21 protein-coding genes are annotated in these 24,889 nt (G+C 69.1%); 11 read left to right on the top strand and 10 right to left on the bottom strand.

Annotated features, from left to right (window positions below; translation table 11 throughout):
• Positions 1 to 222 precede the first annotated feature (222 nt).
• The 7 genes from ABD378_RS14280 to ABD378_RS14250 all read right to left on the bottom strand — a co-directional run bounded on the left by ABD378_RS14280 (position 223) and on the right by ABD378_RS14250 (position 8,073).
• Positions 223 to 1,452 carry an acyltransferase family protein gene (locus ABD378_RS14280; RefSeq protein ID WP_344521132.1) on the bottom strand — a complete coding sequence of 410 codons (1,230 nt, stop codon included), beginning with the start codon at positions 1,450 to 1,452 and terminating at the stop codon, positions 223 to 225.
• Positions 1,449 to 2,651 carry an alpha/beta hydrolase gene (locus ABD378_RS14275; protein WP_344521130.1) on the bottom strand — a complete coding sequence of 401 codons (1,203 nt, stop codon included), beginning with the start codon at positions 2,649 to 2,651 and terminating at the stop codon, positions 1,449 to 1,451. Before ABD378_RS14275 ends, ABD378_RS14280 begins: the two co-directional genes overlap by 4 nt.
• 151 nt (positions 2,652 to 2,802) lie before the next feature.
• A complete protein-coding gene (locus tag ABD378_RS14270; protein ID WP_344521128.1) occupies positions 2,803 to 3,474 on the bottom strand; it encodes a response regulator in 672 nt (223 codons plus the stop codon).
• Complete coding sequence (locus ABD378_RS14265; RefSeq protein WP_344521126.1) at positions 3,471 to 4,835, bottom strand: sensor histidine kinase; 1,365 nt, start codon at positions 4,833 to 4,835, stop codon at positions 3,471 to 3,473. The genes ABD378_RS14270 and ABD378_RS14265 overlap by 4 nt, the downstream gene beginning before the upstream one ends.
• A 189-nt stretch (positions 4,836 to 5,024) precedes the next feature.
• On the bottom strand, positions 5,025 to 5,906 hold the full coding sequence (locus tag ABD378_RS14260) for a DUF4429 domain-containing protein (protein WP_344521282.1): 882 nt from the start codon (positions 5,904 to 5,906) through the stop codon (positions 5,025 to 5,027).
• 66 nt (positions 5,907 to 5,972) lie between these two features.
• The gene (locus ABD378_RS14255; RefSeq protein WP_344521124.1) at positions 5,973 to 7,184 is read right to left on the bottom strand and encodes an alpha/beta hydrolase; all 1,212 of its coding nucleotides are present in this window, start codon (positions 7,182 to 7,184) and stop codon (positions 5,973 to 5,975) included.
• A gap of 244 nt (positions 7,185 to 7,428) precedes the next feature.
• Positions 7,429 to 8,073: a TetR/AcrR family transcriptional regulator gene (locus ABD378_RS14250; protein WP_344521280.1), complete on the bottom strand. Its 645-nt coding sequence runs from the start codon at positions 8,071 to 8,073 to the stop codon at positions 7,429 to 7,431.
• A 175-nt stretch (positions 8,074 to 8,248) separates the two neighbouring features.
• Between ABD378_RS14250 and ABD378_RS14245 the strand changes: the two genes are divergently transcribed.
• Positions 8,249 to 9,859: an MFS transporter gene (locus tag ABD378_RS14245; protein WP_344521122.1), complete on the top strand. Its 1,611-nt coding sequence runs from the start codon at positions 8,249 to 8,251 to the stop codon at positions 9,857 to 9,859.
• A 177-nt stretch (positions 9,860 to 10,036) separates the two neighbouring features.
• The gene (locus tag ABD378_RS14240) at positions 10,037 to 10,453 is read left to right on the top strand and encodes a peptidase inhibitor family I36 protein (protein WP_425583844.1); all 417 of its coding nucleotides are present in this window, start codon (positions 10,037 to 10,039) and stop codon (positions 10,451 to 10,453) included.
• Here ABD378_RS14240 and ABD378_RS14235 read toward each other — a convergent pair.
• Positions 10,434 to 11,258, bottom strand: coding sequence for a potassium channel family protein (locus ABD378_RS14235; RefSeq protein WP_344521121.1), 825 nt, complete (start codon positions 11,256 to 11,258; stop codon positions 10,434 to 10,436). The two genes, ABD378_RS14240 and ABD378_RS14235, sit on opposite strands and share 20 nt — an antisense overlap.
• Before the next feature lie 107 nt (positions 11,259 to 11,365).
• Positions 11,366 to 14,098, bottom strand: coding sequence for a pyruvate dehydrogenase (acetyl-transferring), homodimeric type (gene aceE / locus ABD378_RS14230; RefSeq protein WP_344521119.1), 2,733 nt, complete (start codon positions 14,096 to 14,098; stop codon positions 11,366 to 11,368).
• A 413-nt stretch (positions 14,099 to 14,511) separates the two neighbouring features.
• Here aceE and ABD378_RS14225 point away from each other — a divergent pair, with 413 nt between their 5' ends.
• From ABD378_RS14225 to ABD378_RS14200, 6 genes are all read left to right on the top strand, one after another.
• Positions 14,512 to 14,949 (top strand): DUF3052 domain-containing protein, encoded by a 438-nt coding sequence (locus ABD378_RS14225; protein ID WP_249590132.1) that lies wholly within the window; start codon positions 14,512 to 14,514, stop codon positions 14,947 to 14,949.
• Positions 14,950 to 15,151: 202 nt separating this feature from the next.
• Positions 15,152 to 15,619 (top strand): peroxiredoxin, encoded by a 468-nt coding sequence (locus ABD378_RS14220; protein ID WP_344521117.1) that lies wholly within the window; start codon positions 15,152 to 15,154, stop codon positions 15,617 to 15,619.
• Positions 15,620 to 15,759: 140 nt separating this feature from the next.
• Positions 15,760 to 16,335: a TerD family protein gene (locus ABD378_RS14215; protein WP_344521115.1), complete on the top strand. Its 576-nt coding sequence runs from the start codon at positions 15,760 to 15,762 to the stop codon at positions 16,333 to 16,335.
• Positions 16,336 to 16,483: 148 nt separating this feature from the next.
• Positions 16,484 to 17,059, top strand: coding sequence for a TerD family protein (locus ABD378_RS14210; protein WP_249593058.1), 576 nt, complete (start codon positions 16,484 to 16,486; stop codon positions 17,057 to 17,059).
• A gap of 64 nt (positions 17,060 to 17,123) precedes the next feature.
• Complete coding sequence (locus ABD378_RS14205) at positions 17,124 to 18,272, top strand: DUF475 domain-containing protein (protein ID WP_344521113.1); 1,149 nt, start codon at positions 17,124 to 17,126, stop codon at positions 18,270 to 18,272.
• 146 nt (positions 18,273 to 18,418) lie between these two features.
• Entirely contained in the window at positions 18,419 to 19,162 is a 744-nt protein-coding gene (locus tag ABD378_RS14200; RefSeq protein WP_344521112.1) for a TerD family protein, read from the top strand.
• Positions 19,163 to 19,290: 128 nt separating this feature from the next.
• Here the strand turns inward: ABD378_RS14200 and ABD378_RS14195 are convergent, their stop codons facing one another.
• On the bottom strand, positions 19,291 to 20,163 hold the full coding sequence (locus ABD378_RS14195) for a TerD family protein (protein WP_344521110.1): 873 nt from the start codon (positions 20,161 to 20,163) through the stop codon (positions 19,291 to 19,293).
• Between the two features lie 181 nt (positions 20,164 to 20,344).
• On the opposite strand from ABD378_RS14195, the gene ABD378_RS14190 reads away from it, so the two are divergent.
• The 3 genes from ABD378_RS14190 to ABD378_RS14180 all read left to right on the top strand — a co-directional run bounded on the left by ABD378_RS14190 (position 20,345) and on the right by ABD378_RS14180 (position 24,884).
• Positions 20,345 to 21,511: an HpcH/HpaI aldolase/citrate lyase family protein gene (locus ABD378_RS14190; protein WP_344521108.1), complete on the top strand. Its 1,167-nt coding sequence runs from the start codon at positions 20,345 to 20,347 to the stop codon at positions 21,509 to 21,511.
• A gap of 68 nt (positions 21,512 to 21,579) precedes the next feature.
• Entirely contained in the window at positions 21,580 to 24,051 is a 2,472-nt protein-coding gene (locus tag ABD378_RS14185; protein ID WP_344521106.1) for a phosphoribosyltransferase, read from the top strand.
• Complete coding sequence (locus ABD378_RS14180) at positions 24,048 to 24,884, top strand: HAD family hydrolase (protein WP_344521104.1); 837 nt, start codon at positions 24,048 to 24,050, stop codon at positions 24,882 to 24,884. The genes ABD378_RS14185 and ABD378_RS14180 overlap by 4 nt, the downstream gene beginning before the upstream one ends.
• The last annotated feature ends 5 nt before the right edge of the window (positions 24,885 to 24,889 follow it).

Here is a 24,889-nt window from a genome sequence, read left to right as displayed (position 1 = left end):
GGTGGGGACCGTGCCGCGACGGCCCCACCCGGCGAGGCTCCTGGGCGGGAACCTCTGCCGCGTATTCGGCTGGGGGGGGAGGGTCCCGCAGGACCGAGGACCCGGACCCGGACCCGCAGGACCTGGACCTGGGGGGAGGGGCCCGCTGGACCCGCAGGACCGAGGATCCGGCCCTGGACCCGCAGGCCCCGGACCCGCAGGACCCGTAGGCGGCCCCGCCGTTCACGCCAGCCCCAGTGCGAAGACCGCGAACCCGGCTGCCAGGAGCCCGGCCACTGCCCGTCGCGCATGCGTGGCCCGCTTCCACGGCGCCTCGAAGCCACGGGTGTAGCGGCCTATCAGCAGCAGGAGCGCTCCGAACACCGGAAGCCAGGTGACCCGGGCGGCTATCCAGCCCCAGGTGTCGGGACCCGCCGTCAGCCCTGGCACCGTGCCACCGAGGAGCGAACCGGGCACGGCCGCCGCGAGCATCGCCGTCTGATGCCAGCACAGGATCGTCATCGCCGACAGGTTGATCACGACGACCGGCGCCCACAGGGCGGGCCTGCGCAGCAACTTGCCGATGCGCTCGCGCAACAGGATCGCCGCACCGCTCTGCGCGGCGGCCAGCGCCAGAACCAGCAGCGACGGAGGATGCGAGTTCGTCCGGGCCTCACCCGGGACGCCGACCATCGACGCCGGGTAGTGGAAGAAGAGCAGCAGAGCCGCGAAGAGGGCTGTCCCTCCGACGAGCAGCAGCCACGCACCGCGCCTGCCCAGCTTCTTCTCGCCCCAGCTGACGCCCAGTTGATAGGCGAACATCCAGCCGGGCAGCAGATTCAGCAGGCTCAGCCAGGACGGCATGGCGTCCCCGAACGGGCCGTACCGCAGGAAATCGACGACGGCGACCGAGCCGAGCAGTGGCGCCGCGGCCCATGCACCGAGCCGCCCGGCCGCCCTTGTGCACCATGGGGTGAGCGCGGTGATCACCGCATAGATCCCGACGAACCACAGCGGCTGTATCACCAGCGTGGACCCCGTGCGCAGGGTCGAACCCGGCACTCCCATCGCGTACAGCACCGGGAGCAACGCGGCCCAGACGGCCGTCACTCCGAGTACCGGACGACCAAGACGTGCCACCCGCCCGCGCAGCCATCGCCCCGTCGACTCACCGCGCTCTGCCGCCCGGCGAAAGGACAGGACGGAGGCATAGCCGCCGACCAGGAAGAAGATGCCGAGCATCTGCAGCACCCAGCTGAGCGGAGACAAGAACCCGAACGAAGCCAGGGGGCTGGCATTGTGCAGGGCGCCGTCCGCATCGAGTGTGAAGCCGCCGAGCAGCCAGTGCCCGGTCGGCACGGCGAGCAGGGCGAGCGCACGCAGTCCGTCTATGGCCCGGTCACGAGATGCGGGCGTCTTGGCGTCGATCGCCGACGCCGTCTTGTGGAGGGTGGTCAGTGGAGTGAGGGTCATGGCCGCTCTCCGATGGGGCGGGCGTCGGTGCCGGCGCCGTTGTCCGGTGTGCTGGTAGCAGTGGCCTCCGCGATGGCGGCGAAGGCCTGGAGGGAATCCGTGCCCGGGGCGAAGTAGCCGGTGTGGCCCTCGGCTCGCTCAGCGGGAACGCGTCGGGCGCCGAACCCCGGGTCGGCCGGGTCCTCGCCATGGCCGAGGCCGAACAGCTCGACGTTCGGCACGTCACCGATCCAGTCGCTCTCGTCCTTGGCCGCCCAGACGCGGGCGGAGGTGTGCAGATCGGCCACGCTGTCCGCACGCATGCCGGGGGAGCCGAGCACCACCAGGTCGGACGCGGTCAACCGCGGAGCCGCCAGGCCGCATACCACCGAGCCGTAGCTGTGGCAGAACACGGCAGGGCGTGGGGCGCCGGATGCCGCCAGGCCGTGCACGAACCGCGCGAGCCGGGGCGCGCCGGCCTCCGCTAGCCGCCCCGTCGCGGCATCGGGGCCGAGGCCGACCGGGGTGGTGTACCCGACCCAGGCGACCACGGCTGTGCCAGGGCCCGCCGCGGCGAGCAGGGAGCGTGCCATCCCGGCCGGTGTGCCGTACTCGTCCTTCGATCGGTCGAAGGTGCTCAGGTCCATGTCGGAGCCCGGCACGACAACGGATACGTGTTCGGCGCTCGCCAAGTCGCCGTAGACCTCGGCCACTTGTCCTCTGCCGCGCGGGTCGAAAGCGAGTATCTGCCGGCCGGGGCTGAGGAGCTCTTCGTACCGCGCGACGAGGGACCGGGCCCGTTCGTGGTCCTGAAGGGTGAGGCCCGGGTCTGTCTCGCGAGCCTGCTCGCGTGCGCGCTCGGTCTTCAGGGAAAGGGAGTTGGCCTCGAACCGCAGGGCGGCCGGGGCGCCGTCCAGATTGCCGACGACCGAGGGATGCCGCGTGACCAGCTTGTGCTGCTGCGCCTCGCTCAACGAGCCGAAGAACGCGGCGACTCGGGCGGGGGCCGCGGTCGCCGGATCCGGCAGTCGAACCCCCCACGTATGGTCCGCGCGCCAGGCCTGTGTGCCCGGCGGTGGGCCCGTCATCGGCTGCTGTTCATTGCCGACGGCCCAGCCGGTCGTGCCGGCCACGATCGTTGTCGTGAGTGCCGCGGCGATCAGCGTCCGCTTGCTGCGGTTCTTCCAGCCCCTGCGAGCTTTCCAAGAACGAAGGCCCATGGCCCGTCTCCCTCCCCATCTCGTGACACGCTCTGGCGTGACGAGGGGAAAGGTAGGGAGACGGTGCCCGGCGGCACCTCACACTGGAGAGCCAACTCGCAGGTGATACCGGGGTATGTGGAGCTCATACCGCGGTAGGGGGCTGAGGGCTCTACTGCTCTCCGGGCGCGATCAGGCCCGACTCATAGGCGAAGATCACGGCCTGCGCGCGGTCCCGCAGGTCCAACTTGGAGAGAACCTTGCCGATATGGGTCTTCACCGTCTGCTCGGCGAGGACCAGGCGCTCGGCGATCTCCTGATTGGACAGGCCGCGCGCGATCAGCACCAGTACCTCGGTCTCACGCGGTGTCAGACCGTTCAGCCGCAGCGACTGGTCATTGCGTGGCCGCTGTTTGGCGAAGTCCGTGATCAGGCGACGCGTCACCGACGGAGCGAGCAGCGCATCGCCCGCCGCCACCACGCGTACCGCCGAGATCAGATCGGCGGGCGGGGCATCCTTGAGGAGAAAGCCCGAGGCTCCGGCGCGCAGCGCCTCGTACACATAGTCGTCCACGTCGAAAGTGGTGAGCATCAGCACCTTCGGCACGTGCACCACGCCGGGCGGCGGGTCCAACAGGGCGCGGGCCGCGGCGAGTCCGTCCATCTCCGGCATCCGGACATCCATCAGGACGACATCGGCATGGGTGTTGCGGCTGACGTCGACACCCGCCTTGCCGTTGGGTGCCTCGCCCACGACGTCGATGTCGCTCTGGGCCGCAAGGAGTGCGGCGAAGCCGGCCCGCACCATGTTCTGGTCATCGACGATGATCACGCGGATGGTCATGCGGTGCCGGATTCCTTCTTGAGGAGGGGGAGTTGGGCCGCGACACGGAAGCCGCCGTCGGGCAGCGGCCCGGCGTCGACCGTGCCGCCGACCAACCGTACGCGTTCGCGCATGCCGACGAGTCCGTGACCTGTGCCGCTGTGCTCCAACGAGTCGGGTGCTTCGGTGGGTGGGCCGTTGACCACGAGGATCAGCAGATGCGCCTCGTCCAGGGTCACGGTGATGGTGGTGCGCGCTCCCGGCGCGTGCCGCATCACGTTCGACAGGGCTTCCTGGACGATGCGGTACGCGGACAGGTCGACGGCCGGTGTGACGTCGGCCAGCTGTGTGAGCACCGACAGTTCAGGACGGGACAGATCGATCGGTACGCCGGCGCGCACCGTCGCTTCCACCAGATGCGGCAGTCTGCTGAGCCCGGGCTGCGGGGCTCGCTCGCCCGGTGTGTCCTCGCTGCGCAGCACCGCGAGCAGCCGCCGCATCTCGGTGAGGGATTCACGGGCGCTGGCCGCGATGCTCCCGAACTCCTCGCGCGCCGCGTCCGGAAGGCCGTCGAGGCGGTAGGGCGCCGAGTCGGCCTGCACCGTGATCACCGACATGTGGTGAGCGACGACATCGTGCAACTCCCGGGCGATGCGGGCCCGTTCCTCAAGGAGAGTGCGCTGGGCGCGCTCGGCCTCGCTGATCGTCTCCTGCTCGATGAGTCTGCGCTGTGCGTCACCACGCTCGCGCAGCAGCGCGCCGAGCAGCAGCGCGACACCGCTCAGCACGATCAGCAGCACGCTGGTGTCCTGGCTGCCGTCGTCTCGGAACGCACCGAGGACGAGGCTCACTACGACGGTGACAAGCCAGATGCCCAGCAGGGTGAGGCGGCTCTCGCGCAGGGACAGCAGGAGGCACACGACCACGTAACCCACGATGATCATGGCCGTCCAGGGGGCGGGCCGGTCGTTGCTCATGGACAGCGTCACGATCGCCCCGAGGACATCCGCGGCGATCATGATGCACCAGGCTGCCAACGGGCGGCTGACCGCCAGCAGCAGCGGCGCGGCCTGGGCGACGCCCAAGGCACCTGCCAGACCGCCGCTCACCCCATAGTCGTTCGTCAGTACCTGGGTGGTCACCGGGATGAGTGTCACGACGAAGGCCAGCGCGGTGATCAGGGGCAGCAGCCGCATCCAGCGCTTGGGCGCCCGGGCAAGGAGCGGCTCGGTCCGCCCCGCGGGCGTAGAGAGGAAGGCCCCCGCTCTGCCGAGCCCCTCGCGGACGCCCGCGGTCGCACGCTGAAGGGTGACCCCGCGCCTGTCCGGCTCGGCGGCCGGTGGGCGGGGGTCCTGGTCCGGTGGTGTCGATGCGCTGCTCATGGCCTGATCAGCGTAGGCATGAAGCACGCCCTGCGCCGTCGTACCGCGGAGCTGACCTGCACCTCATACCCGGGTACGAAATGGGCCTCCCGCGATACCCAGGTATGACCCACGCCCCTGCCTTCGCAGGCCGCTGCCCCTGACCCGTCACGATGACCCAGCAGGTCGCAGCTCTCCCACACCGCCGGGTCACAGCTCCGCCAGCAGCTCGGCCTTCTTCGCGGTGAATTCCTCGTCCGTCAGCAGACCGGCCTGGTGCAGCTCGCCGAGGTGCCGGATGCGTTCCGCGATGTCCGCCGGGTCGCGGCGGGTCACCGCGGCGGTACCGGGGACCGTGCCGGGTGTCAGGGCCGGGCCCGATGTCCGTACCGCGGCGAGCACCGACGCCGCGAACGGCAGCGACTCGTGCACCGGGCCATACCCGAGACCGAAGACGACGGCCGCGGGATCCTGGTCCGCCTGCGCGGGCTGGGCGACCGGGGTCTCGCGGCGCAGCAGCCGCAGATGGCCCTCGAAGACCTCCGGAGAGCGCCACTCGACGCCGCTCAGATCTGTAACCAGGAAACTCTGGTCGCCGGCTTTCCACTTCGCGGACGAAGCACCCGTCCAGAACCACCGGAAGGCCACCGATTTGCCGTCGAAGGAGGCCTTCCCGTCGTACGCCTTGAAGTTCAGCGGAGTCTCCGGCGCGGCGACCAGGTAGCGGTCCGGAGGCCCGCAGTCGCCTGGTGGGAGCTGGGCCCGCAGCTCGTCCGCGTAGTACTCGGCCAGCGTCTCCCGCTCGGCGGGCAGCACGAGCCGGTACGGGTCGCAGCCGTCCTTGAGCTGGCCAGCTGCAGCCTCCATCAGCGGATCCGCGCCCGGTCTCGGTACGGCGTGCAGGACGACCGTCCCGCGCTTGCCAGGAGTAAGAGTCACCGCTGCGATCGCCTCGTGGGGGATGCGACGTTCACCGAGCGCCTGAAGGAGCTTCGGCGTGCGGATCCCCCGTTCGAAGCGGATGAGCACGGAGTCGGACTCGAACTCCCAGGCGGCATGAAATCCGGCCAGTACGTCACCCATGCGGCTCATCGTAGGCGGCACGCGCGCCTCCGTCCCTCCTGCGGCGTGCCGCTGTTTTGTCGATTTCTACGCGCGTCAGGCCACTGTCGTGCCGGAAAATTCCTTCCGGCACGTGTCATCCCCGCTCGCACACTGCACCGAGCGATACGAACCAGTGCCGATGTCGGCGAAGTTGCTGAGGCTCTCCGTGCCCGGCTCGAAATAGCCGGTGTGGCCGATCGCGCCCCGTGCGGACAGCACTCGCGCGCCGAAGTCCCGAGAGACGGGATCGGCACCGTGGCCGAGCCCGCCGACCTCCATGTTTGGCACATCCTGGATCCAGTCGTCGCCGTCCCTGGTGGCCCAGATCCGGGCACCTGTGCCCAGCTGCGCCGCCGTGTCGGCGCGCATGCCGGGGCTGCCCGCGACCGCGATGTCGGAGACGCGGGAGGGCAGCTGTCGCGCCGCGACCCCACACACCACCGAGCCGTAGCTGTGGCAGTACAGCGCGACAGGCGAGTGCCCGGGCAGCCCGCGCACCAAAGAGTTGAGCCGGATCGCGCCGTCGTCCGCGCGCATGGACGTGGCCGCGTCCACTCCGAGGCCGACGGGAGCGGTGTAGTCGGCCCAGGCGATCACGGCGGTACGCGCGCGCGGGCTCGCCGAGTGCTCCGCGCGGTACAGGGCCTTGGCCATGCCGACGGGCGCCGAGTACTTGCGGTTCGTCCGCTCGAAGGTCAACAGGTTCGTGTCCACACCGGGCACCACGACCGACACCCTGGAAGCCCGGTCGAGGTCTCCGAAGACCTCGGCAATACGACCCGACCCCATGGGATCGAAGGACAGGACCTGCCGACCCGGGTGCATCATCACGCCGAAGCGCTTCATTCTGCGCTCCGCCTCCTGCTGCCCGAGAGGGGAGAGCCGGTTGTCGTGCATACGCTGTCGCTCGGTCTTGCGCGCTTGGTCAAGGGCGATGTGGTTCGCGCGATATCGCAGCTCTACGGGGGCACCGTTCATGTTGCCGACCGCAAGGGGGTAGCGGGTGGCGAGACGAGTGCGCTGTTGCGCGTTGAGCGAGGCGAAGAAGTGCGCGAGCTTGCCGGACGGGGCACTGGCGTCGGGGAGGTCCCGTCCGCCGATGTGCCCGCGCTCCCAGGCGGAGAGCGAGACCGCGAGCGGCGATGCGGTGTCCTTGTGGTGGCGTACCGCGGTCCAGCCCGTGGTCGCCAGCATGACGAACACGACGGCGAGCGCGAGCAGTGCGCGCCAGACGCTGAGTTGAGGGGAGGAGTCGAAGGAAGTCACTACGGAACACCCTAGGAGAATCGTGATGCCTACCGTGCACCGGGTGAGGCAGATCACGTTTCCTGTGGGGTAATTGAGGCAAAGCGGGCGCACTCTGAGCATTTTCGTCACACTCTGTAGGTGAAGTGTGCGCGCAGCGCATCCAGGAGTGCCGCTACTGACGGTGTATCAATCAGTCACTCAGTGTGTTGATTTGTTCGATGTGTCGATCAGCCCTGCGAACCGACGCGGAGTGCGGACGCCGTCACTCTGTGCGCCAATTCTCCGCCAACGCGGGCCCCAGGTGGTCGAGATATGACTCGGTGATCGCGCGGATCGACTCCACACTTGAGTCCTCGCCCGCGCCCCACAGTCGCCCCGTCACGCGCATCACTCCGCTGAAGGCGGCCACCACCACGCGCGGTCGCGGATCTGTGTCCAGGTCGAGTCCCTCGCGCTCGGCGATCACGCGCGCGATCTCTTCCTCCATCTCGATGGAGCGGCGCAGGTGGGCGGCGAGCAGGGAAGGGGTGGACTCGATCATCTGGTAGGTCCGCATGTGGAGTTCGACCGGGACGACCTCCTCGATGGACCGGCCCATCGCGTCCCAGGCGTCGATGACGGCCCCGCGCAGGGCCACGAACGGCGTCTCGTCGGCGGGTCGTTCGCGCAGGGTCTCCACGAACCGCTGCTCCACCATCTCCTGCACGGCGAAGGCGGTCTCCTGCTTGTTGGTGAAGTACCGGAAGAACGTGCGCTGGGAGACGTCCACGGCTTCGGCGATCTCGTCGACCGTCGTCTCCTCGTATCCCTTGGTCGTGAAGAGCTCGAGCGCCGCACGCAGGAGCGCGTCACGGGTGCGCTGCTTCTTGCGCTCGCGCAGTCCGGGCCGAGAGGGCTCGCCGGAGATGTCTCCCGAGGTCTCGGCCTGCGGTTTCGCGGGGTCCGCCGCTCGCTGCTCGGTCCTCACGCCTTGGCCTTTCTCCGCAGTTCCGACCTGCTCACCATATCTGTGAGCTACGTGACAGTTACCGACTTGTGAAATGGTTTGTCAACTGTCAGTGGCTGACACTAGCCTCGAACGCATGACTAGTCAGATCACCGTCGACAAGGCGGACAAGGCGCCGGAGCCGTCGTCCGCCCCGGCCCCGGCCAAGGGGCTTCGCGGCCACCCTTGGCTGACGCTCTTCTCCGTCGCGATCGGCGTGATGATGGTCGCCCTGGACGGCACCATCGTGGCGATCGCCAACCCAGCCATCGCGAAGGACCTCGGCACCACGATGGCCGGTGTCCAGTGGATCACCAACGGCTACCTCCTCGCGCTCGCCGTAGCCCTGATCACCGCCGGCAAGCTCGGTGACCGGTTCGGCCACCGGCAGACCTTCCTGATAGGCGTGGCGGGCTTCGCCGTGGCCTCCGGGGCCATCGGGTTCTCCAGCAGCGTCGGCCTGGTCGTCGCCTTCCGGGTGCTCCAGGGCCTCTTCGGGGCGCTCCTGATGCCGGCCGCGCTCGGCTTGCTGCGCGCCACCTTCCCCGCCGAGAAGCTGAACATGGCGATCGGCATCTGGGGCATGGTCATCGGCGCCTCGACCGCCGGCGGCCCCATCGTCGGCGGCCTGCTCGTCGAGCACGTCAGCTGGCAGTCGGTGTTCTTCATCAACGTGCCCGTCGGCGTCATCGCTCTCGTGCTCGGCCTGGTGATCCTCAAGGACCACCGCGCGGAGAACGCGCCGAAGTCCTTCGACATCCCCGGCATCGTCCTGCTCTCGGGCGGCATGTTCGCGCTGATCCTGGCCCTCATCAAGGGCTCGGAGTGGGGCTGGGGCGGATCCAGGACGCTGCTCTTCCTTGCGGGCGCTGTGCTTCTCTTCGCCCTCTTCGCCTTCTGGGAGAGCAAGGTCAAGGAACCGCTCATTCCGCTGGGCATGTTCAGGTCCGTCCCGCTGTCCGCCGGTACGGTCCTGATGGTCCTCATGGCCTTCGCCTTCATGGGCGGGCTGTTCTTCGTCACCTTCTATCTGCAGAACGTGCACGGCATGAGCCCGGTCGACAGCGGACTGCACCTCCTGCCGCTGACGGCCATGATGATTGTGGCGTCGCCGATCGCCGGTGCGCTCATCACCAAGTTCGGCCCGCGCGTCCCACTGGTCGGCGGCATGGTGGCCACGGCCATCGCGATGTTCGGCATGTCCACGATGACGACGGACACCGCGACGCTGCCGATGTCGCTCTGGCTGGGCATGCTCGGCCTCGGCCTGGCGCCCGTGATGGTGGGAGCCACCGAGGTCATCGTCGGCAACGCACCGTTGGAGCTGTCCGGCGTGGCAGGCGGTCTCCAGCAGGCCGGCATGCAGGTCGGCGGTGCTCTTGGCACGGCGGTGCTCGGCGCGGTGATGGCAGCTCGCGTCGACAACGACCTTCCCGTGAACTGGGCCGACGCCAAGCTTCCGCCCATGACGCCGGAGCAGCTCGACCAGGCCTCCGCCGCGGTCCAGATGGGCGGGGCGCCCGTCCCGCCAAAGGCGCCGGAGCCGGTCGCCGAGGCGATCACCTCGGTCGCGCACGACACGTTCGTGTCCGGCATGGGCCTGGCCTTCACCGTCGCAGGCGTCGTCGCGGTCGTCGCGGCTCTGGTCGCCACGTTGACCAAGCGAGGTGCCAACGCCGACGCGGGCGCGGGAGTCGGACACATCTAGCCGCGCTCACGTGCGGCCGCGCTCACGTGTCAGGGAAAGCCCCTCAGGGTTCAACTGGGGGGCTTTCGCCTATCTGGGTGACGCACATCCGTACCCCTTCCGACGGAGCTAGCGAGTGGGTCACAGTTCTGGCAAGTGATCGACACGACACGGGAGTTGATGCAGATGCGTACGACCATGCCCACGACCTTCGCCGCGGCCGCGCTCGCCACGGTGATCCTGACCCCCGTTCCGGCCGGAGCCACGACACCGTTCACCAAGGCCGATTCCGCGACACCCGCGAGGCACGCGGGGGCAGCAGCGCCACCCAGGCTCGCCGGTTGCGGGCCGGGGGAGCTCTGTCTATGGGGGAAGGCGCAGTTCAAGGGCGCCCGACAGGCGTATGAGCTGTCCGAGATCGACATCGAGAGCTGTGTAGCGCTGCCGGAGGGGGGCAGCGCTCAAGCCCTCGCCAACCGCACGGGCCGGCCGGTCACCACGTATCAATCCGCGGAGTGCGCCGAGACGGGCGAGTTCGACACCTATCCAGGGGGTGGCACCTGGCTTCCCGAATCGCCTTATCGTGTACGGGCGTTCAAGGTATGGGAGAACTGAACGGAGACTCAGGCGGCCTCGAACCGGGGGCGGCGTCAGGCCCCGCCCCAGGCCCTGCCCCAGGCTCCGCCCCACCCGAGAGCGCCGTCACCTGCGCCCGCAGCGCTCGCACCTCCGTCGTCAGCGCCTCGATCGCCGCCGTCTGGCGCCGCTCCTCGACGTCGTCCCGGTCGAAGCGCGAGATGAACCAGGCCGCGATATTGGCGGTGACCACACCAAGGAGCGCGATGCCCGACAGCATCAGGCCGACCGCGAGTATGCGGCCGAGCCCGGTCGTCGGCGCGTGATCGCCGTAGCCGACGGTGGTCATCGTGGTGAAGGACCACCACACCGCGTCGCCAAGGGTCTTGATATTGCCGTTCGGTGACTCCCGCTCCACCGAAAGGACAGCCAGCGAACCGAACATGAGGAGGCCCACGACGGCACCGGCGACATAGGTCGTCAGCTGAATCTGAGACGCCATCCGGGCCCGGCGCCCGACCAGCATCAGGGTCGAGACGAGCCGCAGCAACCGCAGCGGCTGCAGCATGGGGAGGAGGACAGCACAGAGGTCGAGCCAGTGCGAGCGGACGAACTGCTTGCGGTGGTCGGTGAGGTAGAGGCGTACGAGATAGTCCGCGGCGAACGAGGCCCAGACGATCCACTCCACCACCGTGCAGGTGGTCGCGACGCTCTTGCTCGCGTCGGGCACCACGATGGGCACGGCGTAGGCGACGGCGAAGGCCATCGCGAGCACGAGGAGCGGACGTTGGGTGCGTCGCTCCCAGCGGAGCTGTGCCGGTTGGTGCTTTATGGGCGCTTCCATGCGCGCATCGTAGGAAACGCCGGAGGGCGGCGGGAGCCACCGCCCCACCGCCCTCCGAACGACCTACGTGCTACAGGACTCGCTCATGCCCGCCCGCCCCGCAGGGACTAGGCGTCGCCCCCAGCAGCGCCCGGGTCGGCAGCCGTGACGTCGAGCAGCTGATAGCGGTCGATGGCCTGCTTCAGGACGGAGCGGTCGAGCTTGCCCTCGCGGGCCAGCTCGGTCAGCACGCCGACCACGATCGACTGCGCGTCGATGTGGAAGAAGCGGCGTGCGGCACCGCGGGTGTCCGCGAAGCCGAAGCCGTCGGCGCCCAGGGACTGGTAGGTGCCGGGAACCCAGCGGGAGATCTGGTCGGGGACGCTCCGCATCCAGTCGGAGACGGCCACGAACGGGCCCTCGGCGCCGGACAGCTTCTGCGTCACGTACGGGGTGCGCTGCTCCTCCTCGGGGTGCAGGAGGTTGTGGCGCTCCACGTCGACCGCCTCGCGGCGCAGTTCGTTCCAGGAGGTCGCCGACCAGACGTCCGCCTTGACGTTCCACTCCGAAGCGAGGATCTGCTGGGCCTCGACCGCCCACGGGACCGCGACACCGGAGGCGAGGATCTGCGCCGGGATGGCGCCCTGCTCGCCCGCCTTGAAGCGGTAGATGCCCTTGAGGATGCCGTCGACGTCCACGTCGGCCGGCTCGGCCGGGTGCTGGATCGGCTCGTTGTAGACGGTGAGGTAGTAGAAGACGTCCTCGCTGTCGGGGCCGTACATCCGGCGCAGGCCGTCCTTGACGATGTGCGCGATCTCGTAACCGAAGGCCGGGTCGTAGGCGACGCAGCCCGGGTTGGTCGAGGCGAGCAGCTGCGAGTGGCCGTCCGCGTGCTGGAGACCCTCGCCGGTCAGCGTCGTGCGGCCGGCGGTGGCGCCCAGGACGAAGCCGCGGGCCAGTTGGTCGGCCATCTGCCAGAACTGGTCGCCGGTGCGCTGGAAACCGAACATCGAGTAGAAGACGTACACGGGGATGAGCGGTTCGCCGTGGGTGGCGTAGGCCGAGCCCGCGGCGATCAGCGAGGCCGTGCAGCCGGCCTCGGAGATGCCGTCATGCAGCATCTGGCCGGTCGGGGACTCCTTGTAGGCGAGGAGCAGTTCGCGGTCGACCGCCTCGTACTGCTGGCCGAGCGGGTTGTAGATCTTCGCGCTCGGGAAGAAGGCGTCCATGCCGAAGGTGCGGTACTCGTCGGGGGCGATCAGCACGAAGCGCTTGCCGATCTCCTTGTCCCGCATGAGGTCCTTCAGGATGCGGACGAACGCCATGGTGGTGGCGATCGACTGCTGGCCCGAACCCTTCTTCGCGGTCGCGTACGTCTTGTCCTCGGGAAGCTGGAGGGGCTTCGAGCGGACCACGCGGGTCGGGACGTAACCGCCGAGGCCCTGGCGGCGGTCGTGCATGTACTGGATCTCTTCCGAGTCGCGGCCCGGGTGGTAGTACGGCGGGGCGCCGCCCTCCAGCTCCTTGTCCGTGATCGGGATGTGCAGGCGGTCGCGGAAGCCCTTGAGGTCGTCGGCCGTCAGCTTCTTCATCTGGTGCGTGGCGTTGCGGCCCTCGAAGTTCGGGCCGAGGGTCCAGCCCTTGACCGTCTGCGCCAGGATGACGGTCGGCTGGCCCTTGTGGGCCTTGGCGGCCGCGTACGCCGCGTAGACCTTCTTGTGGTCGTGGCCGCCGCGGCCCAGGTGCAGGATCTGCTCGTCGGTCATGTTCTCGACCATGGAGCGCAGGCGGTGGTCGTCGCCGAAGAAGTGCTCGCGGATGTACGAGCCGGTCTCGGTCGCGTACGTCTGGAACTGGCCGTCGGGCGTGGTGTTGAGCCGGTTGACCAGGACGCCGTCGCGGTCCTGGGCGAGCAGCGGGTCCCAGCTGCGGTCCCAGACCAGCTTGATGACGTTCCAGCCGGCGCCGCGGAACTGCGACTCCAGCTCCTGGATGATCTTGCCGTTGCCGCGCACCGGGCCGTCGAGGCGCTGGAGGTTGCAGTTGACGACGAAGGTCAGGTTGTCCAGGCCCTCGCGGGCGGCGATGGAGAGCTGGCCGAGCGACTCGGGCTCGTCCATCTCGCCGTCACCGAGGTAGGCCCAGACGTGGGACTTGGAGGTGTCGGCGATGCCGCGCGCCTCCATGTAGCGGTTCATCCGCGCCTGGAAGATCGCGCCGAGCGGGCCCAGGCCCATGGAGACGGTCGGGAACTCCCAGAAGTCCGGCATCAGCCGCGGGTGCGGGTAGGACGAGAGCCCGTTCGGGGCCTTCGACTTCTCCTGGCGGAACGCGTCGAGCTGCTGCTCGGAGAGCCGGTCGAGGAGGAACGCGCGGGCATAGATACCGGGGGAGGCGTGCCCCTGGAAGAAGATCTGGTCGCCGCCGTCGCCCTCGTCCTTGCCGCGGAAGAAGTGGTTGAAGCCCACGTCGTAGAGCGAGGCCGATGAGGCGAACGTGGCGATGTGACCGCCGACCCCGATACCGGGGCGCTGGGCGCGCGACACCATCACGGCGGCGTTCCAGCGGGTCGCGTTCAGGACCTTGCGCTCGATCTCCTCGTTGCCGGGGAAGAAGGGCTCGTCCTTGGTGGCGATCGTGTTGACGTAGTCCGTGCTGCGCATCTCGGGCACGGCGACGCGCTTCTCGCGCGCGCGTTCGATGAGCCGGAGCATCAGGTAGCGGGCCCGTTCGCGGCCGCGTTCGTCGACCGCGGCATCAAGGGAGTCGAGCCACTCCTGGGTCTCTTCGGGATCGAAGTCCGGGACCTGACTCGGCAGGCCGCCAATGATGATCGGGTTGCGATCGGATCCGGAAGCCACGCTGTTCCTTCGCTGTTGGGGCTTTCGCCTGGGTTCTGCCTGGCTGTGAGACGTTCCCCATCGTGTACCGCGTGGGCGGAATCGTCATCTCTACTGAGAGGTAACCGAGGCCTCCGCCCGGCGGCCCTGGGGTAGGCTCGACCAAATCGCAACGATACGCCCATCCTGCCTAGCCGGTTCGTAAGGCCGTTCGGACCTCAGTTCCGTTCGGCGTCGTACGAGCGAAGTGCGAGCGGAGAAGGATCTGGCAGGTGGGCCTTGAGTTGCGGCGACACGGCCGGGAACGTCACCGTTTCAGCGGTCTTGACGGCCGGGTACTTGCGCGATCCGGTCCGCCCGTGTGGACTACCGCCAATGTCCCGCGCACGCGCGTGGATGAAGGCATTCCCGAAAACATGATCAGGAGGCAAGCCGTGAGCGCGACCGCGGACCACGCGGAGGAGCGGACCAACCCTGCCGCGAGGCTGGGTTTCCAGCCCGAGCAGGTGGTCCAGGAGATCGGCTACGACGACGATGTCGATCAGGAGCTCCGCGAGGCCATTGAAGGGGTGATCGGCAGCGAGCTCGTCGATGAGGACTACGACGACACTGCTGACGCTGTAGTGCTGTGGTTCCGCGAGGACGACGGCGACCTGACGGATGCGCTGGTTGACGCTACCCAGCTGATCGAAGAGGGCGGCGACCTCTGGCTGATGACGCCGAAGACGGGCCGTGACGGCTACGTCGAGGCGAGCGACATCAACGAAGCAGCCCAGACCGCAGGCCTCGCTCAGACCAAGAGCATCAGCGCGGGCAAGGACTGGACGGGCAGCCGTCTGGTCACGCCGAAGGCGGCAGCCAAGAAGCGGTGAAGCTGCCGCTCAGGCAGCAGGAAGTCGACTGAGCCAATCGCTGTGAGCCCCCACCGACGCATGCCGCCGGTGGGGGCTCATGCGTGCGTGGGGACGGCGCGGAGAAGTGCCCGCCCTGCGGGGTGATCGCACGAAACGCCCGTTGCGTAGGGTGGTCGTCACCCGAACAGCCCCATCGAAGGGATGCGAACTCATGGCGCTCATGGCGCTCGCTGGAATCGCGACCGGCACCAAGGCCCCGGACTTCGAGCTGAAGGACAACCACGGCCGGACCGTCAAGCTGTCGGACTTCCGCGGCGAGAAGAACGTGGTGCTGCTCTTCTATCCGTTCGCGTTCACCGGCGTGTGCACGGGCGAGCTCTGCGCGCTGCGCGACGAACTGCCGACGTTCGTCAACGACGACACCCAGCTGCTCGCGGTCTCGAACGACTCCATCCACACCCTGCGCGTCTTCGCCGAACAGGAGGGCCTGGAATACCCGCTGCTCTCCGATTTCTGGCCGCACGGTGAGGCGTCGCGTGCGTACGGGGTCTTCGATGAGGAGAAGGGCTGCGCCGTGCGCGGCACCTTCATCATCGACAAGGAGGGCGTGGTGCGCTGGACTGTCGTCAACGGCCTGCCGGACGCCCGCGACCTCAACGAGTACGTCAAGGCGCTCGGCACCCTGTGATTCCTCAGGGGTGACACCCTGTGATTCTTCAGGCGCAGAGCCTGTGGCGGCCGGGAACCGGTCACTAGGATCCACTCGTTGATCTGATGGCAAAGCACGACTGGGGCTCCCCGCCCCTGGACAACTTATTGGGAGGACTAGTGGGAGTCAGCCTCAGCAAGGGCGGCAACGTATCGCTGAGCAAGGAGGCGCCCGGCCTGACCGCTGTTCTGATCGGCCTGGGCTGGGACGTCCGCACCACCACCGGTACGGACTTCGACCTCGACGCCAGCGCCATTCTGACGAATGCCGAGGGCAAGGTCAGCAGCGACGGCAACTTCGTGTTCTTCAACAACCTGAAGAGCCCGGACGGATCCGTCGAGCACACCGGTGACAACACCACCGGTGAGGGCGAGGGCGACGACGAGGCGATCAAGGTCAACCTGGCGGCCGTTCCGGCCGACGTGGACAAGATCGTCTTCCCGGTCTCGATCTACGACGCCGAGACCCGCCAGCAGTCGTTCGGCCAGGTCCGCAACGCGTTCATCCGCGTCGTGAACCAGGCGGGCGGCGCGGAGATCGCGCGGTACGACCTCTCCGAGGACGCCTCGACGGAGACGGCGATGGTCTTCGGCGAGCTGTACCGCAACGGAGCGGAGTGGAAGTTCCGCGCCGTCGGCCAGGGCTACGCCTCGGGCCTGCGCGGCATCGCGCAGGACTTCGGCGTCAACGTCTGAGCCGAGTAACGCCCTCCGCCTTGTCGTCCGGCGCCGCACACCACGAGTGCGGCGCCGGACGTGCTCAAAACTCTTGCTCCCGAACACCGCTCCCGAACCATGGGAGCCCGGGGAATTCTTGCTCTCGAACCACGGGGAGGACCACATCATGGGCGTCACGCTCGCCAAGGGAGGCAACGTCTCCCTCTCCAAGGCCGCACCGAACCTCACACAGGTCCTGATCGGCCTCGGCTGGGACGCGCGCTCCACCACCGGAGCACCCTTCGACCTCGACGCCAGCGCGCTGATGTGCAACTCGGGCCGGATTCTCGGCGACGAGTGGTTCGTCTTCTACAACAACCTCAAGAGCCCGGACGGCTCTGTCGAACACACCGGCGACAACCTCACGGGAGAGGGTGACGGGGACGACGAGTCGCTCCTGATCGATCTCTCCAAGGTTCCCGCCACCTGCGACAAGATCGTCTTCCCTGTCTCGATCCATGACGCGGACAATCGCGGCCAGGCGTTCGGTCAGGTCAGCAACGCTTTCATCCGCGTGGTCAATCAAGCCGATCACCAGGAGCTCGCGCGGTACGACCTCTCCGAGGACGCCTCCACGGAGACCGCGATGATCTTCGGCGAGGTGTACCGCTACGGCGGAGAATGGAAGTTCCGTGCCGTTGGGCAGGGGTACGCGTCAGGTCTGCGGGGCATCGCTCTAGACTTCGGGGTCAATGTTTCGTAAAGCCGGGGACCGGCGCGGGGGAGACCGCTAAACGGGAGCCCGTACACACACGATTGGGTAGCCAGTGCTTCTGAAAACCTTCGGCTGGTCGTTCGCGGTTACCGCGCTCGGCCTGGTCGCGGCGGTGTTCTACGGGGGGTGGACAGGTTTCGGGATCGTGGCGATCCTGTCCATCCTCGAGATCTCGCTGTCCTTCGACAACGCGGTGGTCAACGCCGGGATCCTGAAGAAGATGAGTGCCTTCTGGCAGAAGATCTTCCTCACCATCGGTGTGCTGATCGCCGTCTTCGGCATGCGGCTTGTCTTCCCCGTCGCGATCGTGGCCATCAGCGCCAAGATCGGCCCGATCGAGGCTGTGCGGCTCGCGCTCAACGACAAGGACCAGTACCAGCAGCTGGTGACCGACGCTCACCCGTCGATCGCCGCGTTCGGTGGCATGTTCCTGCTGATGATCTTCCTCGACTTCGTCTTCGAGGACCGTGACATCAAGTGGCTCGGCTGGCTCGAGCGCCCGCTCGCCAAGCTCGGCAAGATCGACATGCTGTCGGTCTGCATCGCGCTGATCGTGCTGATGGTCACCGCGATGACCTTCGCCGCCAATGCCCACCAGCACGGCGGCACACATGTGGACAAGGCGGAGACGGTGCTCCTCTCCGGCGTCGCCGGACTCATCACCTATCTGGTGGTGGGCGGTCTCTCCGGGTTCTTCGAGAACAAACTCGAGGAAGAGGAGGAGCGCGAGCACGAGCAGGAGGAAGAGGCCAAGAAGAGCGGCAAGAAGGTTCCTGCTGTCGTCATGGCGGGCAAGGCCGCGTTCTTCATGTTCCTCTACCTCGAGGTCCTGGACGCGTCGTTCTCCTTCGACGGCGTCATCGGCGCCTTCGCCATCACCAACGACATCGTCCTGATGGCGCTCGGCCTCGGTATCGGCGCGATGTACGTCCGGTCGCTCACCGTCTACCTGGTCCGCCAGGGCACCCTCGACGACTACGTGTACCTGGAGCACGGCGCGCACTACGCGATCGGTGCCCTCGCCGTGATCCTGCTCGTCACCATCCAGTACGAGATCCATGAGGTCATCACCGGCAGCGTCGGCGTCCTCCTGATCGCCTGGTCCTTCTTCTCGTCCGTGCGCCGCAACAAGGCGTTGGCGCGGGCCGAAGGAAACGGCTCGGGCTCGGACGAGAAGTCCGAGGTCGCTTCCGGCGTCTGACCCAGGGTCTGACTCGTTCCCGGCGTGTGACGCGGGGCCGAGTGAGGAACGCTTCTGAACGGGGCGGCCATCGAGGAAGAGTCCTCCTGGCCGCCCCGTGGCATTCACGACGGGCCCATGGGGCCCCGGCAATTTTGGGGGCGGCGATGTCCTTCTGGGACGGCTTATTCCGTGGGCGCGCGATGGACTTCGAGTCGGGCAGCGCCGCGACCAACTCCATCGAACTCACCAAGCGGCACCCGACGGTCTCGCTCAACAAACAGGGCGCGGCCACCGGCAACCTCCGGGTCAACCTCTCCTGGCAGATGCGTACGTCCGACATCATCGGCAAGCCCAAGAGCAGCGGCCTGCTGCGGCACCCTCTGCGGATGTTCCAGCCCGACGTGGTGCAGGCGCACACCCAGGGCGTGGTCAACGTGGACCTCGACCTCGGCTGCCTGTACGAGACGGTGGAGGGCACCAAGGGCGTCGTCCAGCCGCTCGGCAGCTTCTTCGGGAGCCTGAACGCCCCGCCGTACGTGAAGCTCAGCGGCGACGACCGGTTCGGTTCGCCGTCCGGCGAGACGATCTACGTGAACCTCGACCACCGCGAGTCGATCAAGCGGCTGCTGTTCTTCGCGTACATCTACGACCAGACGCCGGCCTTCGACCGTACGCACGCCAAGGTGACGCTCTATCCCAGCAACGGCCCGCGGATCGAGATCGACCTGGACGAGCGCCAGCCGCAGGCCCGCTCCTGTGCCGTGTTCACGCTGGAGAACGTCAAGGGCGAGCTGGTCGTGCGCCGCGAGGTGAAGTTCGTGTACGGCTTCCAGGCCGAGCTCGACCGGCTGTACGGCTGGGGGCTGCAGTGGGGCCGTGGCTACAAGTCGAAGGTCGGCGGCGTCTGAGCGGCCCCGCGCGGCGGCGTCGGAACGGCCCCGTGCGGAGCCCTCACCGCAGGCTCAGCGCGTGGGGCCCTCACCGCAGGCTCAGCGTGCTCCGGGGCGCGGCTCAGGCTCCGGCGTCCTTCGCGCGCTCAGCGTGCCAGGAACTGCGGGCCCTGGGGCGGCAGCCGGAAGTTCGGGTCGGGCATCGCGGCCACGGGCTGCGGATAGCCGTAACTGGGCTGCGGGACCGGTGCCGCATGGGCGGGCGCGTGCTGTGGGTAGCCGTAGGAGGGCTGCGGGGCCGGCTGGTGGCGCGGGGGCTCGGGAGGGTAGCCGTAGGAAGGCTGCGGGGCCGGTGCGGGGAAGGGCTGCGGAGCCGGAGCCTGCGTGGCTGGGGCCGGCATCGGCTGCTGCTGGGGATAGGGCTGCGGGAGCGAGGCTTCGGTCGTCGGCTCGGGCACCGCCTCCGACTCGTCCACGGAGATGCCGAAGTCGCCGGCGAGACCTTCGAGGCCGTTCAGATATCCCTCGCCCAGGGCGCGGAACTTCCAGACGTCACCGCGCCGGTAGAGCTCGCCGCAGATCAGGGCGGTCTCGGCGCCCGTCTGCGGGGTGATGTCGAAGTACGCAAGCGGTTCGCCGTCGCCGATGGTGGCGTCGTACAGCAGGATGCGCAGCGCGCGTACGTTCTCGAAGGCGACGTTGTCGGCGGATGCGACGACCAGGACGCGGCTCACCGCGGGATCCAGGCCCGTCAGATCCGTCTGGACCGTGTCGGTCAGGCCCTCGGAGAGGCCCTGGGCGACGCGCTTCTTGCCGAGCCGCCAGACCTTGCCCGACGGGTGGCGCGGCTGGTTGTAGAAGACAAAGTCCTCGTCGGAGCGCACGCGGCCGTCGGCGCCGAGCAGCAGAGCCGACGCGTCGACGTCCGGGACGCCCTGTCCGGGGGTCCAGCGCAGCACTGCGCGGACGGCCGTGGCTTCGAGCGGGACGTTCGACCCCTTCAACATCGCGTGCGTCATGCGGTCATCCTGCCTTCCCGGTCCTGGACGGGACAACGCGGGGGTGACGGTGTGTGGCCTGTGTGTCTGACATGGCCGGGTTACCTGAATTTCATGCCCATGGGGAACCCTTGACACCCGTCCCTACGTACTATTACCGGCCACATCACGTCGGGTCGCGCCGACGAGTACAGGGGAAATCATGCGTCATTTCGGGCATATAGCCCCAGAGGTACGGCAGCGTCTCTTCCATCGGGAGCCGTGCGCCTTCACCGCGGACTCCTCCCCACGCCTGCTCGCTGCCGCCCTGGGGGCCACGCTCTACAGCCCGGCCACGCGCCCCCGCCTCGCCGACGACATCCTGAAGCAGGCCGGGCGTGGCGTGATCTCGATGGTGCTCTGCCTCGAGGACTCGATCGACGACGCGGAGGTCGTCGGCGCCGAGGAGAACCTGGTCAGGCAGTTCGCCGACCTGGCGGAGCGGGACGGCGCGGAGCCTCCGCTGCTGTTCATCCGGGTCCGGGCCCCCGAGCAGATAGCCGACCTGGCGAAACGCCTCGGAGCCGGCATCCGGCTGTTGTCCGGCTTCGTACTGCCCAAGTTCACCGAGGAGCGCGGCGTCGCCTTCCTGGAGTCGCTCGCCGTGGCGGAGGCCGCGAGCGGCCGTCGCCTCTTCGCGATGCCGGTCCTCGAATCGCCCGAGCTGCTGCACCTGGAGAGCCGCGCGGAAACCCTCGCCGGGATCGCCCGCACCGTCGACAAGTACCGCGAGCGCGTGCTCGCGCTGCGGCTCGGCGTCACCGACTTCTGCTCGGCGTACGGACTGCGCAGACCGCCGCACATGACCGCGTACGACGTCCACATCGTGGCCTCGGTCATCGCCGACGTGGTCAACCACCTCGGCCGGGCCGACGGCACGGGCTTCACCGTGACCGGGCCCGTGTGGGAGTACTTCCGCGTCCAGGAGAGAATGTTCAAGCCGCAGCTGCGCCGGAGCCCCTTCCTGGAGGGCCGGGCGGAGGAGCTGCGGCAGGCGCTCATCGAGCACGACATCGACGGGCTGCTCCGCGAGATCGAGCTGGACCGGGCCAACGGCCTGCTCGGCAAGACCTGCATCCACCCCTCGCACGTCCTGCCCGTGCACGCGCTCTCGGTCGTCAGCCACGAGGAGTTCAGCGACGCCGAGGACATCCTGCGCCCGGAGCGGGGCGGCGGCGGGGTCATGCGCTCGGCGTACACGAACAAGATGAACGAGGTGAAACCGCATCGCGCGTGGGCCGAGCGGACCCTCCAGCGCGCCGAGGTCTTCGGCGTCGCGCGCGAGGACATCGGCTTCGTCGAGCTGCTCACCGCCGGGCTCTCCGACTGACCACCGGCTCCGCCGGGCTTCTTTGGCTTCGGCCCGACTGCAAGGAACGTAAGGACTGTGCGAGGACTGTGAACGACGACGTGGTGTGGTCAGGGACGTGGGTCGCCGAGCGGCTCGGCGTGGAGTTGGCCGGGGACGCGGGGCTGAGCGACCTGCTCGGCCTCGCCCTGCGCCGCAACCCGAAGCGGGCGCACCTCCTGGTGTCGAACGTCCTCGGCAAGCATGTGCCGCAGCGCCCTTCGGTCGTGTACGCGGCCGGGCACGACCTCGGCGTCCGGGCGCGCGCGCTCCTGGGCGACGCGGAGGCGCGGCGCGCCGTCGTCCTCGGGTACGCCGAGACGGCGACCGGCCTCGGCCACTGCGTCGCGGACGGCATCGGCCTCGCGCCCTACCTCCACTCCACGCGCCGCCCGGTCGACGGCGTGCGCAGGGCGGGCGGCTTCGAGGAGTCCCACTCGCACGCGACCTCGCATCTGCTGCTCCCCGAGGACCCCAGGCTCCTCACCAGGGACGGCCCGCTGGTCCTCGTCGACGACGAGTTCTCCACCGGGAACACGGTCCTCAACACCATCCGCGCACTGCACGAGCTGTTCCCGCGCGAGCGGTACGTCATCGTGGCCCTCGTCGACATGCGCTCCCCGCAGGACCAGGGCCGCCTGGCCGACTTCGCCCGGGAGATCGGCGCGCGCGTCGACCTGATCACGATGGCGTCCGGCACGGTGAGCCTGCCGGACGGGGTCCTGGAGAAGGGACAGGCGCTGGTCGAGGAGTACGAGGCTTCGTACGACGCTTCGGCGCTCCCCGCCCCGCGCCGGGAGGCCGGCTCTGTCACCCGGGTCGACATCGGCTGGCCCGCCGGAGTGCCGGACGGCGGGCGCCACGGCTTCGCGCCCGAGCACCGGGCGGCGCTGGACGCCGCGCTGCCCGGGATGGCCGGGCGGATCGCGGAGGTGCTGCTTCCGGACGCACCGGGTCCCGCCCGCGTCCGAGCCCGCGCCCGCGTTCTCGTACTCGGCTTCGAGGAGCTGATGTACGCGCCGCTGGCCCTCGGAGCGGCCCTGGAGGAGCGGCTCGGCGGCGACACCGAGGTCCGCTACTCCACCACCACTCGCTCGCCCGTCCTCGCCGTCGACGACCCCGGCTACGCCATCCGCAGCCGCCTCGTCTTCCCCGCGCACGACGCGCCCGCCGACGGACCCGGCGAGAGGTACGCGTACAACGTCGCGGGCGGTGACTTCGACGCGATCGTCATCGTGGTCGACTCCGCCGGCGACCGCCCCGAACTCCACGCCCCCGACGGCCTGTTGGCGCAGCTCGCCGCGCACACCCCGCGGGTGCTGCTCGCCGTCGTGCCCTCGTACGTCCCCGAAAGGCCCTCCATGCTGCCCGAGCCCCTCCGCGGCCCCGACTTCTCCTCGTACGCGGCCGAAGACGTCGGCTGGCTGCTCCAGGACCTCTCGGACGTGCGGCTCGAGGCGCCCACCGAGGAGCGCGAGGAGGCGATACAGAGCGGTGGCGCGCACTACGCCGAGTCGCTGCCGGTCGAGTACCAGCCGAGCCCGCAGTACCAAGAGCTGTTCCGTGCGGCGCTCGGCACCTCCGCCGCCCGCATCGCGCAGGCCGTCGGCACCGTCACCGAGACCGTGCTCGCCGAGCGGTCGCCCCGCCCCGTCCTCGTCTCCCTTGCCCGCGCGGGCACGCCCGTCGGCGTGCTGATGCGGCGCTGGGCGCAGCACCGGCACGGCCTCGACCTGCCGCACTACGCGGTGTCGATCGTGCGCGGCCGCGGCATCGACGCCAACGCGCTGCGGTGGCTCGCCGCCCACCACGACACGGCCGACGTCGTCTTCGTCGACGGTTGGACGGGCAAGGGCGCGATCACCCGCGAACTCGCCGACGCAGTAAGGGAGTTCGAGGCATCAGGTGGCCCCGCGGGCTTCAACCCGGAGATCGCCGTGCTCGCCGACCCCGGCTCCTGCGTCCGCACCTACGGCACCCGCGAGGACTTCCTCATCCCGTCGGCCTGCCTCAACTCGACGGTGTCCGGCCTGATATCGCGCACCGTCCTGCGCGCGGATCTGGTCGGACCCGATGACTTCCACGGCGCGAAGTTCTACCGCGAGCTCGCCGACGGCGACGTGTCCCTCGACTTCCTCGACGCCATCGCGGCGCGCTTCGACGAGGTGGCCGACGCCGTCGACGCCCAGGCCAAGGAGCTGCTCTCGGCCGACAGGGCCCCGACCTGGGAGGGCTGGGCAGCCGTCGAGCGGATCAGCGAGGAGTACGGCATCCACGACGTGAACCTGGTCAAGCCGGGCGTCGGCGAGACGACGCGCGTCCTGCTGCGCCGCGTTCCCTGGAAGATCCTGGCGCGCGCGGGGGCGGGGGCCGACCTCGATCACGTACGACTCCTCGCGGAGCAGCGCGGCGTACCGGTCGAGGAAGTGGACGAACTCCCTTACACGTGCGTCGGCTTGATCCACCCTCAGTTCACGCGCGGAGCCACCGGCACGGACGGCAAGGCGGTGGCCTCCAAGTGAGCGCACATGGGAGCACGCCCCGCACGGTCCTCGTCGCCAGCGACCTCGACCGCACCCTCATCTACTCCGCCGCCGCCCTCGGCCTGACCATGCCCGACGCCGACGCGCCGCGCCTGCTCTGCGTCGAGGTGTACGAGAGCAAGCCGCTGTCGTACGTCACCGAGACCGCGGCCGGGCTCCTCGACGAGGTGGGCCGCGGCACGGTCTTCGTGCCGACGACCACGCGGACGCGCGAGCAGTACGGCCGCATCCATCTGCCCGGCCCCGCACCGAAGTTCGCGATCTGCGCCAATGGAGGGCACCTGCTGGTCGACGGAGTGTCCGACCCCGCGTGGCGGGCGGGCGTCGACCGGCGCCTCGCCGCCGAGTGCGCCTCGCTCGACGAGGTCCGCGCGCACATGGTGCGCACCGCCGACCCGGCCTGGCTCCTGAAGGAGCGGGTGGCCGAGGATCTCTTCGCCTATCTGGTCGTCGAGCGTTCCCTGCTGCCGGAAGGGTGGGTCAAGGAGCTCGCCGTGTGGGCGGAGGGCCGGGGCTGGACCGTCTCGCTGCAGGGCCGCAAGATCTACGCCGTGCCGAAGCCGCTGACCAAGAGCGCCGCGGTGCACGAGGTGGCACGCCGTATCGACGCGGACGAGATCCTCGCCGCCGGTGACTCGCTCCTCGACGCCGATCTGCTGCTCGCCGCCGACCGCTCGTGGCGGCCGGGCCACGGCGAGCTTGCGGACACGGGCTGGACGGCGCCGGGGCTCACGGTGCTGCCGGAGCGGGGTGTCGCGGCGGGGGAGGAGATCCTGCGGGGGTTCCTGCGCCATGGGTCGGCCCGCTCCTGACCTCT

This window comes from Streptomyces rectiviolaceus (assembly GCF_039533825.1).
GTDB lineage: Bacteria > Actinomycetota > Actinomycetes > Streptomycetales > Streptomycetaceae > Streptomyces > Streptomyces rectiviolaceus.
The sequence above is the reverse complement of the archived record's forward strand: the minus strand, read 5'-3'. Positions and strand labels throughout refer to the sequence as shown.